General features: G+C 70.7%; 16 protein-coding genes. 6 read left to right on the top strand and 10 right to left on the bottom strand.

Annotated elements, in window-relative coordinates; genetic code table 11:
• Positions 1-144: 144 nt before the first annotated feature.
• Together ACFWQG_RS02600 and bfr are read left to right on the top strand one after the other, a co-directional pair.
• Entirely contained in the window at positions 145-348 is a 204-nt protein-coding gene (locus ACFWQG_RS02600; protein WP_378505986.1) for a bacterioferritin-associated ferredoxin, read from the top strand.
• Between the two features lie 89 nt (positions 349-437).
• Positions 438-923 (top strand): bacterioferritin, encoded by a 486-nt coding sequence (gene bfr, locus ACFWQG_RS02595; RefSeq protein ID WP_378505985.1) that lies wholly within the window; start codon positions 438-440, stop codon positions 921-923.
• Positions 924-927: 4 nt separating this feature from the next.
• Here the strand turns inward: bfr and ACFWQG_RS02590 are convergent, their stop codons facing one another.
• The gene (locus ACFWQG_RS02590) at positions 928-2,109 is read right to left on the bottom strand and encodes an MFS transporter (RefSeq protein ID WP_378505984.1); all 1,182 of its coding nucleotides are present in this window, start codon (positions 2,107-2,109) and stop codon (positions 928-930) included.
• Positions 2,110-2,206: 97 nt separating this feature from the next.
• On the opposite strand from ACFWQG_RS02590, the gene ACFWQG_RS02585 reads away from it, so the two are divergent.
• Positions 2,207-2,737, top strand: coding sequence for a MarR family winged helix-turn-helix transcriptional regulator (locus ACFWQG_RS02585; RefSeq protein WP_378505983.1), 531 nt, complete (start codon positions 2,207-2,209; stop codon positions 2,735-2,737).
• A gap of 26 nt (positions 2,738-2,763) precedes the next feature.
• Positions 2,764-3,615 carry a hypothetical protein gene (locus ACFWQG_RS02580; protein WP_378505982.1) on the top strand — a complete coding sequence of 284 codons (852 nt, stop codon included), beginning with the start codon at positions 2,764-2,766 and terminating at the stop codon, positions 3,613-3,615.
• On the opposite strand, the gene ACFWQG_RS02575 is transcribed toward ACFWQG_RS02580, so the two are convergent.
• The 5 genes from ACFWQG_RS02575 to ACFWQG_RS02555 are packed head-to-tail and all read right to left on the bottom strand — an operon-like array spanning position 3,605 to position 9,059.
• On the bottom strand, positions 3,605-4,381 hold the full coding sequence (locus ACFWQG_RS02575) for an enoyl-CoA hydratase (RefSeq protein WP_378506063.1): 777 nt from the start codon (positions 4,379-4,381) through the stop codon (positions 3,605-3,607). The two genes, ACFWQG_RS02580 and ACFWQG_RS02575, sit on opposite strands and share 11 nt — an antisense overlap.
• Positions 4,382-4,389: 8 nt before the next feature.
• A complete protein-coding gene (gene mmsB / locus ACFWQG_RS02570) occupies positions 4,390-5,292 on the bottom strand; it encodes a 3-hydroxyisobutyrate dehydrogenase (RefSeq protein WP_378505981.1) in 903 nt (300 codons plus the stop codon).
• On the bottom strand, positions 5,289-6,362 hold the full coding sequence (locus ACFWQG_RS02565; protein WP_378505980.1) for an enoyl-CoA hydratase/isomerase family protein: 1,074 nt from the start codon (positions 6,360-6,362) through the stop codon (positions 5,289-5,291). The genes mmsB and ACFWQG_RS02565 overlap by 4 nt, the downstream gene beginning before the upstream one ends.
• Positions 6,359-7,510, bottom strand: a complete 1,152-nt coding sequence (locus ACFWQG_RS02560; protein ID WP_378505979.1) for an acyl-CoA dehydrogenase family protein — start codon at positions 7,508-7,510, stop codon at positions 6,359-6,361. The genes ACFWQG_RS02565 and ACFWQG_RS02560 overlap by 4 nt, the downstream gene beginning before the upstream one ends.
• A gap of 10 nt (positions 7,511-7,520) precedes the next feature.
• A complete protein-coding gene (locus ACFWQG_RS02555) occupies positions 7,521-9,059 on the bottom strand; it encodes a CoA-acylating methylmalonate-semialdehyde dehydrogenase (protein WP_378505978.1) in 1,539 nt (512 codons plus the stop codon).
• Positions 9,060-9,259: 200 nt separating this feature from the next.
• Between ACFWQG_RS02555 and ACFWQG_RS02550 the strand changes: the two genes are divergently transcribed.
• On the top strand, positions 9,260-9,769 hold the full coding sequence (locus ACFWQG_RS02550) for a hypothetical protein (RefSeq protein WP_378505977.1): 510 nt from the start codon (positions 9,260-9,262) through the stop codon (positions 9,767-9,769).
• 50 nt (positions 9,770-9,819) lie between these two features.
• Here the strand turns inward: ACFWQG_RS02550 and ACFWQG_RS02545 are convergent, their stop codons facing one another.
• Both ACFWQG_RS02545 and ACFWQG_RS02540 read right to left on the bottom strand, forming a co-directional pair.
• On the bottom strand, positions 9,820-10,533 hold the full coding sequence (locus ACFWQG_RS02545; RefSeq protein WP_378505976.1) for an SWIM zinc finger family protein: 714 nt from the start codon (positions 10,531-10,533) through the stop codon (positions 9,820-9,822).
• A complete protein-coding gene (locus ACFWQG_RS02540; protein WP_378506062.1) occupies positions 10,530-13,328 on the bottom strand; it encodes a DEAD/DEAH box helicase in 2,799 nt (932 codons plus the stop codon). Before ACFWQG_RS02540 ends, ACFWQG_RS02545 begins: the two co-directional genes overlap by 4 nt.
• A 116-nt stretch (positions 13,329-13,444) precedes the next feature.
• Here ACFWQG_RS02540 and ACFWQG_RS02535 point away from each other — a divergent pair, with 116 nt between their 5' ends.
• Positions 13,445-13,762 (top strand): hypothetical protein, encoded by a 318-nt coding sequence (locus ACFWQG_RS02535; RefSeq protein WP_378505975.1) that lies wholly within the window; start codon positions 13,445-13,447, stop codon positions 13,760-13,762.
• A 19-nt stretch (positions 13,763-13,781) separates the two neighbouring features.
• Here the strand turns inward: ACFWQG_RS02535 and ACFWQG_RS02530 are convergent, their stop codons facing one another.
• Together ACFWQG_RS02530 and ACFWQG_RS02525 are read right to left on the bottom strand one after the other, a co-directional pair.
• Positions 13,782-14,411, bottom strand: coding sequence for a hypothetical protein (locus ACFWQG_RS02530; protein WP_378505974.1), 630 nt, complete (start codon positions 14,409-14,411; stop codon positions 13,782-13,784).
• Between the two features lie 58 nt (positions 14,412-14,469).
• Positions 14,470-15,864: an amino acid permease gene (locus ACFWQG_RS02525; protein WP_378505973.1), complete on the bottom strand. Its 1,395-nt coding sequence runs from the start codon at positions 15,862-15,864 to the stop codon at positions 14,470-14,472.
• Positions 15,865-15,957: the final 93 nt, after the last annotated feature.

Raw genomic sequence — 15,957 nt, 5'->3', positions numbered from 1 at the left:
GTGACGAGAGGTTACGCATTTGACGACAGGAGCGTCAACGACCGAACAGGATCAAGATCAGAAAATTGGGTTAGCCTACCCTGTTCACGGCACGCCTTCTTAGTGTAGCCTCGCCTGAGAAGGTAGGGCTGGAGGTTCCCCGACATGTACGTCTGCGTTTGCGAGGCCACCACCGAGGAGACGGTGCATCAGTGCATCTCCGCGGGGGCACGGACCGCCAAGCACGTCGCGCTGGGCTGCGGCGCCGGACGCGGACGCGGCTGCGGCATGTGCCGCGACCGGATCAAGTCGATGATCGAACAGCACTACGCCACCGTCGAATGCGAGGACGAGCCGATCAGCGCCTGACGCGACCCGCGCCCCAAATACACCGTGTGAAAGCACCCGGTGAGGGTTAGGCTGAACCCACTGTTCAGCCCACCCCCATCGGAGGTGTCATGCGCGGCGACGACGAGGTCATTGCTCTCCTGAACGAGCAGTTGACCAGCGAGCTCACGGCAATCAACCAGTACTTTCTGCACTCGAAGATGCAGGCCAACTGGGGCCTGACGAAGATCGCGGAGAAGACTCGCCAGGAGTCCTTCGAGGAGATGCAGCACGCGGAGATCCTCACCGACCGCATCCTGATGCTCGAGGCGCTGCCGAACTACCAGCGGATCCTGCCGCTGCGCATCGGCCAGACGATCCGGGAGCAGTTCGTGTCGGACCTAGCCATCGAGGTGGAGGTCGTGCAGCGGCTGCGACCCGGCATCACGATGTGCCGCGGCAAGGGCGACCACACCTCCGCGGGCATCTTCGAGCGGATCCTCGCCGAGGAGGAGGAGCACGTCGACTACCTTGAGACGCAGCTCGAGCTGATCGACAAGCTCGGTGAGCAGCTCTACCTCGCCCAGTGCGTCGAACAGCCCCCGAACGTCGGCTGACGGGTCAGCGGCCGCGGGCCGCCAGCATCGCGCTGAACCCGGCCGCGCACAGCGCGAAGAGAACCGAACAGGCCGCGAACGCGGTGCCGCCGAGCGTGGTGGCACCGAGGATGGTGGTCCCTGCGCCGGTCCCGATGTACAGCACCGAGTTGTTCCACGAGACGGCGGGGGCACGACGATCGGCCATCACCGTGGTCAGGTACACCTGCGCGGTGGCGAAGAAGCTGGTGCCCGCGAAGAAGGACAGCACGAACCCGGCAAGGGCCACCGGCCACGTCCCGGCAGTGGTCGCGACCCCCAGCCCGACCGCCATCAGCAGTCCCCAGCCGACGCTGAGCACCGACACGTGCCTGCCCGCCGACGTCCAGTGGTCGATCAGCGGTCCCGCGAGCAGCGACCCGACCAGCGATCCGATGCCGACGACCATGCCGACCAGGCCGAGCACGCCGGTGCCGAACCCGAACGACGTCGCGAACAGCGCGCCCGCGTAGGCGTAGGTGCCGAGCCGCGCGGCCTGGACGAAGAAGTTGCCCGCCATGATCGTGCGGAACACACCGACCCGCCACAATCCGAACGACGAGCGCAGCGCCAGCAGCGGCGACCCGGTGCGGTTCGCGACCCGCGCTGGCTCCCGCAGCCGCAGCGCGATGAGCGTCCCCGCGACGACCAGACCCAGCGCCACCGCGGCGAACGCGAACCGCCAACTCAGCGCGGCCGCGGCGAAGGTGGCCAGCGGTACCCCGACGATCTGGCCGCCCGCGTACGCCGCGGACCCGCCCGCGATCGCGCGGCCGCGTTCCCGCGGGGCCGCCGTCTCGGCGAGGTAGGCCCACATCGCCGGGCCGACCAGAGCGCCCCCGACTCCCCCGATCACCCGGGCGGCGAGCAGCCAGCCGAGTCCGGGCGCGATCGCGCACAGCGCCTCGCCTGCCGCGAACACGGCAACGCCCGACAGGATCACCCGCTTCCGCGGCAGGTGTTCGGTGAGCGCGCCGAGCAGCGGGCTTGCCGCCGCGTAGGACAACCCGAACACCGTCACCACCCAGGCGGCCGCGGGGATGGACACCCCGAAGTCGGTGGAGATCGTCGGCAGCAGCGGGGACGCAAGGAACAGCTCCGCGCCCATCAGGAAGAACACGGCGCGGATCAGCGCATGCTGCGCCCACGGCGTGCGCGGTTCGGTCACGTGGTCACTACCTCCGCGAAGAACGGTACCGCCGCCGCGTTCTCGGCCACCGGTCCACACCCCGGTCCCGGTGCGGCAGCGTGGGATGATGACGGACATGCCGTCACGACCCTTGCCGCTGGACCCGATCGAGGAGGCGCACCGCCAGTGGGAGGCGCACGGGTGGGGCGCTGTCGCCGACGGGATGGCCGCGGTGACCTCGGTGATGCGGGCGCAGCAGATCATGATCGCCCGGGTCGAGGAGGCGCTCAAGCCGACCGGGCTGACCTTTTCCCGGTACGAACTGCTGACCCTGCTGACCTTCACCCGCACCGGGGCGCTGCCGATGGCGAAGGCCAGTGCGCGCCTTCAGGTTCACCCGACGTCGGTCACCAATGCCGTCGACCGACTCGAGAAGGCGGGCCTGGTGCGCCGGGTGCCGCATCCGAGCGACCGGCGCACGACGCTGGTCGAAATCACCAAGGCCGGGCGCGATCTGGCGCTTGAGGCAACGGAGCGACTCAACAGCAAGGTGTTCGCGGCCCCCGGCCTGTCCGCGGATAAACTCGACACCCTGGTCCGCATCCTCGCGGAGTTGCGCCGCGAGGCAGGCGACTTCGACACCGGGGGCGCGCCGACCCGATGGTGACGTGATCTGCGACGAGGAGTTCGACAGTGGCGCTGGTTCTCGGTGTCTCGGCGGGAGCGAGCGGGGCACGCGCGGTGCTGTCGCTGCCGGATCGGCCCCACCACGAGCCGGTGGCCCGCTGCGCTGTCGGGCGCGGGCCGGGGATGTCGATCGGCGAGCCCGCGGTGTCCGCCATCCGCACGCTGCGTGCGGAGGCCGCCGAGCGGGGTGAGGCGGTCGCCGCGACCGCGGTGACGGTGCGGTCCGGCCTCGAACCCGAGATCGCGGCGGATCTGGGCTCGGTGGCCAGCCGCCAGCACGTCCGGGTGCTCGCGGAAACCGCAGCGCAGGTGCGGTATCTGCGGTTCACCGGAGCGCTCCCCCGGCACGCCGTCGCGGTGCTCTACGACATCGGTCGTTCCGGACTGTCGCTGTGCCTTGCCGAGGGGGCCACCGGAACGATCATCACCTCCCGGCGCAGCGCCCTGGTCTGCGGGGACCGCCTCGACCGGCTGGTGCAGGAGACGCTGGCCGCGGCCGGCGTGTGGCGGGACCTGCAGCACTGCGCGGAGGTCACCCGGCAGCTCACCATCGATCGGGTCGCGACCGTCACCGATCCGCACACCGGTGCGGCGACGGTGGTGACCGCAGGCGACCTCACCAGGCTGATCCGCGAGGACCTGGCCGCGTCGACCTCGTTGCTGGACAAGATGGTTCGGGAATGTGGCGTCGCCCCCACCACCGCGGTCCTGCTCGGCGGTGGTGCCCAGCTACCCGGCCTCGGCACCCACCTGCAGGAGCTCCTCGGCCTTCCGGTTGCGGACGTGGCGGATCCGGCGGCGGTGGCGGCGCGGGGGGCGGTGCTCCTCGCCGCCGCCGGTGCCCCCGTCAGCCGTTGACGAATGTCGGCGCCCGCTTCTCGACGAACGCGGCCATGCCTTCCTTCTGGTCGGCGGTCGCGAACGTCGAATGAAACACGCGCCGTTCGAACTTCACGCCCTCGGCGAGGGTGGTCTCGAACGACCGGTTGACCGCCTCCTTGGCCATGATCGCGATCGGCAGCGACATCGACGCGATCGTGGTCGCCGCGTCGAGCGCGGCACCCTGCAGTTCGGCGGCGGGGACGATGCGGGCGACGAGCCCGGCCCGCTCAGCCTCCTCCGCGTCCATCGTGCGTCCGGTCAGGCACAGGTCCATGGCCTTGGCCTTGCCGACCGCGCGGGTCAGCCGCTGGGAGCCGCCGATGCCGGGGATGACGCCGAGCGTGATCTCCGGCTGACCGAACCTCGCGGTGTCGGACGCGATGATGAAGTCGCAGAGCATCGCCAGCTCGCAGCCGCCGCCGAGGGCGTACCCGGACACCGCAGCAATCATCGGGGTGCGCACCGAGGACAGCCGATCCCACTGGGAGAACAGGTCTTCCGCATACACCTGCGCGAACGTCTTGGGTTGCATCTCCTTGATGTCGGCGCCCGCCGCGAAGGCCCGCTCCGAGCCGGTCACGACGATCGCGCCGATCTGCTCGTCGGCGTCGAAGGCCTCCACCGCGGCAACGACCTCGCACATCAGGCGGCTGTTGAGCGCGTTGAGGGCCCTCGGCCGGTTCAGGGTGACGACGCCGACGCGGCCCGTGCGCTCGGTCAGGATGGTCTCGTACTCGCTCACGTCGGTGCTCACTCACTGTCCCTGGATCGGCTGCGGATATCGCCTACGATGGCGGAGAAGTCCTGACCGCCATGCCCTTCGGTGTTGAACCGGTGGTACAGCTCGGCGGCGCGCAGCCCCAGCCCGTCCTCGATGCCCGCCGCGCGCAGCGCGTTCGCGGCCAGCCCGAGGTCCTTGTCCATCAGCGCGGCGGCGAAACCGGGCTGATAGGCGTTGTTCGCGGGGCTCGTCGGCAGCGGGCCGGGCACCGGGCAGTAGCTGGTCAGCGACCAGCACTGGCCGGATGCATTGGACGCGACATCGAAGAGCGCCTGGTGGGTCAGGCCGAGCTTCTCGCCGAGTACGAACGCCTCGCTGACCGCGATCATCGAAATGCCGAGGATCATGTTGTTGCAGATCTTCGCGGCCTGCCCGACCCCGGATCCGCCGCAGTGCACCACCTTGGCGCCCATGACGTCGAGCAGCGGCCGGGCCGACGCAAAGTCGGCCTCGGAGCCGCCGACCATGAACGCGAGGGTGCCCGCCGCTGCCCCGGCAACGCCGCCGGAGACGGGAGCGTCGACGGCGCGGTGACCGGCGGCGTGCGCGCGGTCCGCCGCCTCGCGGGCGTCGGCGACGTCGATGGTGGAGCTGTCGATGAACAGGGTGCCCGCCTTGGCGACCGCGAGGATCTCGGCGTATAGGTCGAGGACCAGACTGCCGTTCGGCAGCATCGTGATCACCACGTCGGCGTCCGCGACCGCGGCCGCGGCCGTATCGGCGACGGTCAGCCCGTCCTTGAACGCCTGTTCCTGCGCGGCCGGTACCGGGTCATAGCCGGTGACCTCATGGCCCGCCCGGACGAGGTTCGCGGCCATCGGGCCGCCCATGTGCCCGAGACCGAGGAAGGCGACGGTGGGGTGGGTGGTCATGGTCGGACCCCTTCGAGGTCGGGTGCGGCGAGTCCGAGTTCGAGGTCGCCGAGCGGCTGGAAGTAGCGGTCGACGTCGGCCGCGGTGACGTCGGCGAGGGTGGCTGGCGCCCACCGCGGGGTGCGGTCCTTGTCGATGACCTGGGCGCGGATGCCCTCGACGAGGTCGTGCGAGTCGAGTGCGGCGACGGAGACCCGGAATTCCTCGTTGAGTACCTCCTCCAGGCTGCCCAGGGTGCGGGCGTGGCGCAGCGAGCGCAGCGTCACCTTCAGCGCGACCGGCGACTTACCGAGGATCTGCTCGGCCGCCTTCCGCGCCTCGGGGACGTCGCTGCCCTGCAACCGGGCGACGATCTCCTCCACGGTGTCGGCACCGTAGGCGGCGTCGATCCAGGAGCGCTGCCCGAGCAGCGGGGATTCCGGTGCGGGGCGTTCGAACTCGGCGAGCGCATCCGGGACCGACCCGGATTCGAGGGCAGCAACGAACGGGCCGAGGGAGTCCGACGGCACGAAGTGGTCGGCGAATCCGAGCGCGATGGCGTCACCGGCGTTCAGCCGCCCGGTGGTCAGCGCCACATGGGTGCCGATCTCGCCGGGCGCCCGGGACAGCAGGTGGGTGCCGCCGACGTCGGGGACGAAGCCGATCCCGGTCTCCGGCATCGCGATCGACGATCGTTCGGTGACGACCCGGACGCTGCCGTGCGCGGAGATGCCGACCCCGCCGCCCATCACGATGCCGTCCATGATCGCCACGTACGGCTTGGGGTAGCTGCCGATCGCGGCGTTGAGGATGTACTCGTCGCGCCAGAAGTCGCGGGAGCCGGTGCGGCCGAACTTGGCGTCATCGTGGATGGCGACGATGTCGCCGCCCGCACACAGCCCGCGTTCCCCGGCCCCGTCCACCACCACCGCCCGGACCTGCGGGTCGGCCTCCCATTCGAGCAGAGCGGACGCCATCGTCCGCACCATCGCATGGTTGAGGGCGTTGATCGCGCGGGGCCGGTTGAGGGTCAGCCTGCCGATCGCGCCGACCCGCGCCGCGATGACCTCCGGTTCGTTCACGCTGCTCACGTCGCGTCCGCCTTTCCTGCCACCACGCTGCGGGCGACCACCACCCGCATGATCTCGTTGCTGCCCTCCAGGATCTGATGGACCCGCAGATCCCGGACGATCTTCTCCAGACCGTACTCGGCGAGATACCCATATCCACCGTGCATCTGCAGCGCGCGATTCGCCACCTCGAAACCGGTGTCGGTGGCAAACAGCTTCGCCATCGCACACAGTTCGACCTTGCCTTCGGCGTCGGAGTCGAGCGCGGCCGCCGCCCGCCACAGCAGCGTGCGGGCCGCCTCGAGCTCGGTGCGCATGTCCGCGAGCTGAAACTGAAGCGCCTGCGAATTCACCAGCGGCGCACCGAATGCGCGCCGCTCACCGAGATACGCGACGGCCTTCTCCAGTGCCGCCTGAGCACCGCCCACCGAACACGCCGCGATGTTGAGGCGACCGCCGTTGAGCCCCGCCATCGCGATGCGGAATCCGTTGCCCTCACCGCCGAGCAGGTTCGCCGCGGGTACCCGCACGGCGTCCATGACCACCTGCCGGGTCGGCTGCGCATTCCAGCCCATCTTCTTCTCGTTCGCACCGAACGAGAGCCCGGCCGCGTCCTTCGGCACGAGGAACGCCGAGATGCCGCGCGGGCCCGCATCACCGGTCCGGGCCATCACCACGTACACGTCCGAGGTGCCCGCGCCGGAGATGAACTGCTTCACCCCGGTGAGCAGGTAATCGTCGCCGTCCCGGACCGCCTTGGTGGACAGGGCCGCCGCATCCGACCCGGCGCCCGGCTCGGTCAGGCAGTAGCTGCCGAGGTGCTCCATCGTGGCCAGCGCGGGCACCCAGCGGCGGCGCTGCGCGTCGGTGCCGTAGGTGTCGATCATCCACGTGACCATGTTGTGGATCGAGAGGTATGCGGCGATCGACGGATCCCCGGCCGCGAGCTGCTCGAAGATACGGACGGAGTCGAGCCGGGTCAGGCCCGACCCGCCCACGTCCTCGCGGATGTAGATGCCGCCCATGCCGAGCGCGCCCGCCTTCCGCAGCACGTCCACCGGGAAGTGCTTGGTCTGGTCCCATTCGATCGCGTTGGGTGCCAGGTACTCGGCGGCGAAGTCGCGGGCGGTCTCGGCGATGGCCCGCTCATCGTCGGTGAGGGTGAACATGCCGGCCGCCCTAGTCCATCGTCGGGATGACGAAGTGGTCGCCGGGAGCGGAGTCCACGGAGCGACTCTTCAGCTCGGGATGCTCCTTGGTGCCCGACGGCCAGCGCTGGGTGACCGTCTTGGTCTTGGTGTAGAAGCGGAACGAGTCCGGGCCGTGCTGGTTGAGGTCGCCGAATCCGGACCGCTTCCAGCCCCCGAAGGTGTGGTAGGCGATCGGAACCGGGATCGGGACGTTGACGCCGACCATGCCGACGTTGACCCGGTTCGCGAAGTCGCGGGCGGTGTCGCCGTCCCGGGTGAAGATCGCGACGCCGTTGCCGTACTCGTGCTCGGAGGGCAGCCGCAGCGCCTCCTCGTAGTCGGCGGCGCGGGTGACGACCAGCACCGGGCCGAAGACCTCCTCCCGGTAGATCGCCATGTCGGTGGTGACCCGGTCGAACAGGGTTGCGCCGGTGAAGAAGCCGTCCTCGTTGCCCGCGAGGGAGAAGCCGCGGCCGTCGACGACCAGGTCGGCGCCCTCGTCGATGCCGACCTGGATGTAGTGGTTCACCCGGTCGACGGCGTCCCGGCTGACCAGCGGCCCGAAGTCGACACCCTCGTCGTCGGAGCGGCCGATCGTCAGCCTCCGGACCCGCTCGGTGAGCTTCGCGACCAGCGCGTCGGCGGTCTCCTCACCGACCGGCACCGCGACGGACAGCGCCATGCAGCGCTCGCCCGCGGACCCGTACGCCGCCCCGACCAGGGCGTCCGCAACCTCGTCGAGGTCGGCGTCGGGCATCACGATCGCGTGGTTCTTCGCGCCGCCGAAGCATTGGGCGCGCTTGCCGTTGGCGGCGGCGGTCTCGTAGATGTACTGCGCGATCGGGGTGGACCCGACAAAGCCGACCGCCCTGACCCGGTCGTCGGTGAGCAGCACGTCGACGACCTCCTTGTCGCCGTTGACCACGTTGAACACGCCCGCGGGCAGACCGGCCTCGAGGAACAGCTCGGCGAGGCGCAGCGGCACCGACGGGTCACGCTCGGACGGCTTGAGGATGAACGCGTTGCCCGCGGCGAGGGCCGGGCCCGCCTTCCACAGCGGGATCATCGCCGGGAAGTTGAACGGGGTGATGCCCGCGACGACGCCGAGCGGCTGGCGCATCGAATAGACGTCGATGCCGGTGCCCGCGGATTCGGTGTATTCGCCCTTGAGCAGATGCGGGGCACCGAGCGCGAATTCGATGACCTCGAGGCCGCGCTGAATGTCACCCCGCGCGTCGGGGACGGTCTTGCCGTGCTCGGAGGACAGCAGTCGGGCGAGCGAATCCATCTCGTCCTGCACCAACTGGAGGAACCTGATCAGCACACGGGCCCGCTTCTGCGGGTTGAACGCGGCCCATTCCCGCTGCGCCGCTTCGGCGTTGGCGATGACCCCCTCCGTCTCGGCGCGGTCGGCCAGCGGGACGCGGGCCTGCACCTGACCGGTGTTGGGATCGAAGACGTCGGCGAACCTGCCGGAGCTGCCGGGGATGCGCTTGCCGCCGACAAAGTGCGTGAGTTCCTGAACCATGACCAACCGTCCTGACTGAGAGCGTGAGCGATCCTCGCGAATATGTGCTCATCCTATAGTTGGATGTCCATGCATGTCTAGATCGGCGCACCGGGAGGTACGACCCGACCTGCCGCGCATACCAGCCGGAGCCACCCGGACCGTGATGTTTGACGGCGCCCAGAAACGGTCATCCCACCAACATGCGACGCAGATCAGGGATGACTCTCGGTTCCATCGCGATCGCCGGCACGGTGTCCGGCTGCTGGGGTGGCGCAAACCCGGTCGAGGACATTCCGCACGCGTACGGCAGCCAGGCCGAGGTGGGCGGCATCGACCTGCGGAACGTTCGAATCACCCCCTCGGTCGAACCCGGAACCTGCGTCCTGCAACGCGACGGCCCGTCGGAACTGTCCTTCACGGCGGTCAACACCGGCCGGGAGCCCGATCGCCTGGTCGGAATCACCAGCGACGCCGCGCAGTCGGTGACCATTGAGGCTGCGCCGGATCTGCTCCTCCTCGACGGCGGGTCCGCCCTCGCCGCCGGCCAACCCGTCGAGCAGCTCGACGCGCCGATGGCACCGGACGAACCGATCCACGTGCTGATGTACCAACTGGAAGAGTGGGTGCAGCCGGGGCGGAGCGCGGCGGTCACCTTCGTCTTCGAGGTCGCAGGCAGTGCCACCTTCGAGGCACCGATCGATTCCTGCCCCTCCGGCGCACCCCGGTAGCCGCCACGTCCGCCGACCCGATGGCGGCCCGATCGGAATGACGACGAGCGCTATCCCCCGAGGGCCGAATAGAGGTCGTCGAGGTCGCGGGCGGCCCGGGCGAGGTCGTGGTCGCCGGGGGCGGTCGCCCGCAGCGCGGCATGCAGGTGCACCGGGTTCAGCTCCTGCGGCGCTGGCGCGATCGGCGGGCGCGGCAGCGCGGGCAGGTCCGTCGCGTCACCGAACCAGTCCCCCGGATCCTCGGGTCCGTCGGAGCGGTCGTCGACGCCGTGGATCAGGGTGTCAAGGTCCACCCCGCGCAGCGTCAGCAGCAGCGTCGGGTCGGTGTCGAGCCGCTCCGCCGTCACCGCGACCAGCGCGGCCGCGTGCCGGCACGGCCACCCCTGGTCCGGGCAGGTGCACCCGAAGTCGAGGTCGCCCGACCCGGTCGGCAGCAGCAGCTCCCCGAGCTCGGCGGGCACCGTCCCCGCCGCGACCGACGCGAGCACTCCCGGCGTGCCGCGGACCCGGTCCACCACCTCGCCCAGTTCCGCGGCGTCGAGGCGGCGGACCGTGACCGTCGCGGTGAACGGCTCGTTCTGACTGCCCTGCACCTCGCCGATCACCAGGCCCGGCGCGATCCGCGTCCCGAGCACCTGGCCCGCCCGGACGTGGCTGCGCCCGCGCGCGAGGCGGGCCACCTCGACGGAGCGTTCGATGGCCGCGAGCAGGGACCGACCCCAGCCGGGCGTGGCCGCCCGACGCGGCACCGCACGGCTGCTCATTCGCCGACCGCGTCGGGGCCGAGGCGCATCAGCGCGGCGAGCTCGTCGTCACTCATCTCGGTGATCCACTTCTCCCCCACCCCGACCGCGAGGTCCGCCAGTTCCGCCTTGCCGGTGAGCATCGCGTCGATCCGTTCCTCGAGGGTGCCGACGCACAGCAGCTTGCGCACCTGCACGTCCCGGCGTTGCCCGATCCGGAACGCCCGGTCGGTGGCCTGGTTCTCCACCGCCGGATTCCACCACCGGTCCAGGTGCACGACGTGATTGGCGGCGGTCAGGTTGAGTCCGGTGCCGCCAGCCTTGAGGGAGAGCAGCATGATCGGCGTCGTCGACGCGCCCTGCTGGAAGTCCCGCACCATCGCGTCGCGGGCGGTCCGCGGCACCCCGCCGTGCAGGAACGGGACCTGCACCCCGAACCGCTCGGCGAGGTACGGCGCGACGATCGACCCGAACTCCCGGAACTGGGTAAACAGCAGCACCCGCTCACCGTCCCCGAGAACGGCGTCGACGATGTCCTCGACGAGGGCGAGCTTCCCGGACCGGTGCCTGCCGCGGCGCAGCACCGCCGACCCGTCCGCGAGGTAGTGCGCGGGATGATTGCACACCTGCTTGAGCCGGGTCAGCGCCGCGAGCACCACCCCCTTGCGGGCACGCGGATTGTCGGCGTCCCGCAGTCGCCGGGTCATGTCGTCGAGCACCGCCCGGTACAGGCTCGCCTGCTCGGCGGTCAGGTTGGCGCGCACCGTCATCTCGAACTTGTCCGGGAGATCCGAGATCACCGCCGGGTCGGTCTTGACCCGGCGCAGCACGAACGGTGCGGTGACCGCGGTGAGCCGCGCCAGCGCCGCCTGGTCGCGTTCGCGTTCGATCGGGACCGCGAACCGGGCCCGGAACTGCTGCGGCGACCCGAGCAGCCCGGGGTTCGCGAAGTCGAGGATCGCGCGCAGTTCCTCTAGCCGGTTCTCGACGGGCGTGCCGGTCAACGCCAACCGGTGCCGGGCGGGTATCGCGCGCACCGCCCGCGACTGCGCCGTCCCCGCGTTCTTCACGTGCTGCGCCTCATCGAGAACCACCCGCCCCCAGCCGATCCCACCCAGCACGTCGCGGTCGCGGGCGGCGAGCGCATAGGTGGTGACGGCGAGGTCGTGTCCGGTCGCCGCGGCGATCAGCGCGTCGCCGCGCAGTCGGCCCGCGCCGTGGTGGACGTATACCCGCAGGCGCGGGGTGAAGGTCGCCGCCTCGCGCTGCCAGTTACCCACCACCGACATCGGGCACACCAGCAGCGTCGGTGGGACCGGATCGGGCTGTGTCCGGCCTGCCGTCTCCCGCTCGTGGGCGAGCAACGCCAGCACCTGCACCGTTTTTCCGAGCCCCATGTCGTCGGCGAGGACCGCACCGAGCCCGAGCTTGGACATGAACGCCAGCCAGTCCAGTCCGCGCCGCTGGTAGGGCCGCAGCGTCGCGGCCAGCCCCGCCGGGACGGCAACCGGTTCGGGACGCGACCGGGAATCGAGCAGCGCCGCAACCCATCCCGTCGACGCGATCTCGTCGACCGGCAGCGGAGGCGGGCCGGACCCGAGTTCGGCGAGCAGGCCACCCAGCGTCGAAGCGTCATCGGGTCGTGCGCCGACGTACTTCGCGGCCCTCGCGAGCGCCGCCCCGTCGGCCTGCACCCAGCGACCCCGCAGCCGGACCAGATCCGAGGCGGAGCTGGCGAGCCGGTCCAGTTCGGCGGCGGTGAGCACCAGGTCGCCGACGGCGAGTTCCCAGTTGTAGGACAGCAGCTGGCCGAGCCCGACGGCCCGGTCGTCGGTGTCGAGCAGCACCGGCGGGCTGGTCACCGTCAGCCGCAGGGAGGGCGCGGCGATCATCCATTCCCTCGGCAGCAGCAGCGCGATCCCGGCGGCGGCGAGCTCGCGGGCACCGTGCGCGACAAGGTCGGTGACCACCGGCAACGGCAGCAGCAGGTCAAGCCCGTCCGGGTCGGTGGGGACGGCGCGCAGACGCGGATAGGCCTCCATCGCGACCGCGAGTTTGCGCAACGCGAGCCGGAGCCCGTCCGGGTCGGTGTGCCGGACCGGTGCCGGCGCCTCCCCCGCCGGACGCAGGCACACCTCGAGCCGCCACAGCGCGTCCTCGGGATCGTCCCCCGAGTCGTCGGGCTCGAGGAGTCGGAGCACCAGATCCGGTTCCTGCGCGGTGGCCGACTCCCGCCATCGGGTCAGCCGGGCCTCCGCCTGCGCCGCCCCGCCCGCGTCGGCCACCGCGAGCGGGGTGTCGGTGAGCAGCGCGTGCAACAGCGGATGGCCGGCGTCCCGGCCCGCGAGCCGGCCCCGCACGATCGGATCGGTGAGCGTCTCCACGAACGCCTCGAGGGCCTGCCTGCCACCGGCGGCGCGCAGCACGCCGGGCATCGCGACCGCGAGTTCGGCGAGCCACGCGCGCTGCCCGTCGCCACCGAGCAGCCGCCACCGCACCCACCACTGGCCGTCCTCGCGGCGCAGGTCCGGCACCACCCGCCCGGCCTCCGCCCACCGACACACCCCCCGCGCGACGTGGATCAGGTAGCGGAGGTCGCCGGACAGCCGGGGATCGGCGGCGGGCAGGTCGAGCAGCAGGGAGGCGGCGGCGGGCGGCGCCAACGCCAACGCGGGCACCGTCACCTCCGCGACGGTGCCGTCGCCGTTCGGCAGTGCGACGGTGGCACGGTGCCGGAACCGGCGACCCAACACACCGGGCAGCGGCGACGGCAGATCGGCGGCGTCGCCGGGAGTTGCGGCGTCGCGCCAGAGCATCAGGCCCGACCCGGGGGACCACAGCGCGTGCACCACCGGACCATCCAATCACCCGGGCCCGACACCTGGATTTACGACCGCGGCCGGCGGAATAATGACGCTGGAGGCCGGCAGCGATGACGATTCTGATTCAGGTGCTCGAACAGGGCTACTCGCACAGCACGCCGTGGCAGCACCGCAAGTACCAGTTCGTCGACGTCACCCACGTGCTCGGGATGCGACTCGACGGCAACCGGGGCGTCTGGCTGGACATGGCCCGGCCCGGTGAATCCCATCAGCTCGCCCTCGCGCCGAACGCCGAGGACGCGATCCTGTTCCTGATGAAGGCCTTCGATGTGGTCGCTACCTGCCACCAGCAGGGTGGCTCGTGGATGGTCGGGCACGACGGGACCGACTACGCCTCCCTTGCCGCGACCCGGTTCCCGCTGCCGTGACGCGCCGCCAGGATGCGGGTTAGGACGAGATCGTGATGGTGATCGCGCGGCGGGCGTCGACCGACCCGACCGTCACCTCCGGGGCACCGCTGCGGGTACCGACGAAGACCTGCTTCACCCCGTCGCCGGTCGGATAGCTCAGCACCTCGACGACCGGGGAGGTCGCGTCGCCGTCCGGCGTGATCCGGGTCGGACCGCCGCCCTCCCCCGGCTGGCCGGGGTCGATCCCGGTCAGGTCGACCTGCAGGATGCACGCCCCGGGGACCGCGACGGGGTCGTCCGTCCCCCGCAGCAGCGGCATCTGCACGAAGCGGGCGGCCCACCCCGTGGTGCCGTCGCCCCCGAGTTCGAGGACGACGCTGTCGCGGCCCGGTTCCCGGTCCACCCCGATCGACACCAGCGACGGAAGGTCGGGTGGCTGCGGCAGCGCCGCCCCCGGCTCCACCGGCACCAGCACCCGGGTCGGGGGCGCCGCGTCCGGGTTGCCGACGACGAGCTGCCCGGAGAACGACTCGAATCGTTGACACGTGCCGCCCCTGGCTGGCCCGTCCGCGTGGGTGTCGCCGTCGGGCGTGCCGCACCCGCCGAGCAGCACCGCGACGGGGATGAGGGCGGCCAGCCCGCTCGCTGATCGTCCGGTTCCTGGCACGGTGTTGTCCTCCCGGTCGGTGGTCACCGGGTGCCCGGCGCCGCTCAGGGTAGCGGTGTCATCGGGGCTGGTCGGCGGGAACCGGATCCGGCCGGTCACCGGCGGGCCGGACGAACCGCAGGTACGCCAGCGCGAGACCGACCAACCACACCGCACCAACGACGAGGGCCACCCTGGTGTCGGCGTCGAATGCGAGGACCACGATCACGAAGCCGAGGAACGCGAGCGCCGCGAGCTGCGCGTACGGCCACAGCGGGACCGGGAAGGTCAGCGCCGCCACCTCCGCGTCGCTCATCCGGCGGCGGGACCGGTACTGCGACAGCAGGATCATCACCCACACGAAGATGGTGGCGAAGGTGGCGATCGACGCGATGACGAGGAACACCGATTCGGGGATCAGGTAGTTCAACAGCACCGCGACCAGCAGCGCGCCGATCATCACCACCACCGTCATCCACGGCACCCCGGCCCGGGTCACCCGCGTCATCACGGCAGGCGCCTGACCGCGCTGCGCCATGCCGTACATTATCCGGCCTGCGCCGAAGATGTCGCTGTTGATCGCGGACAGGGCCGCGGTGATGACGACGACGTTCAGCACGGCCGCGGCCGGCCCAACCCCGAGGCCCTCGAAGATCTGCACGAACGGGCTGCCCTCGGTGCCGACCGAATGCCACGGGGTGATCGCCATGATCACCGCCAGCGTCGCAATGTAGAACAGCATGATCCGCGCGGGCACCGTGTTCACGGCGCGGGGAATCGTGCGGGCCGGATCCTCGGCCTCGCCGGCGGTGATGCCGATGATCTCGGTGCCGCCGAACGCGAACATGACAATCGCGAAGCAGGCGACGAACCCGCCGAAGCCGTTCGCGAAGAAGCCGCCCTCGGCCCACAGGTTGCTCACCCCCTCGGAGGTGTCGTGGATGCCGAACCCGAAGATCAGGATCGCAACGCCCGCCGCGATCATCGCGATGATCGCGGCCACCTTGACCAGGGTGAACCAGAACTCCAGCTCGCCGAACACCTTGACGCTGAGCAGGTTCAGTGCCCCGATGAAGAACACGATCGCCAACACCCAGATCCAGCGGGGGACATCGGGGAACCAGAAGCCCATGTAGACGCCGAACGCGGTGACGTCGGCGAGGCACACGACGATCATCTCGAACGTGTAGGTCCAGCCGGTCAGGAATCCGGCGAGCGGTCCGAGGTGTTTGCCTGCGTACTCGCCGAACGAGCCGGAGACCGGGTTGCGGACCGCCATCTCACCGAGCGCCCGCAGCACGATGTAGACGACGACGCCGCCGATCAGGTACGCCAGCAGCACCGACGGTCCGGCCTTCTCGATGGCCTCGGCCGAGCCGTAGAACAGTCCGGTCCCGATCGCCGAGCCGAGCGCGATGAAACGGATGTGGCGGGCCGACAAACCCCGGGTCAGCGCCGACGCGGCGTCCTTCACTGCGGAAATCCCCCAGACTGGTCGGGCATGCGTGCGACCAGGACTTTAGTCGTGTTACGCGGGTCACCCGATCGCGGCTCCGCCCCGATGCCG

It is taken from the genome of Rhodococcus sp. NPDC058532 (assembly GCF_042719255.1).
Classification (GTDB): domain Bacteria; phylum Actinomycetota; class Actinomycetes; order Mycobacteriales; family Mycobacteriaceae; genus Rhodococcus_G.
This window is presented reverse-complemented; position numbering and strand designations above follow the sequence as displayed.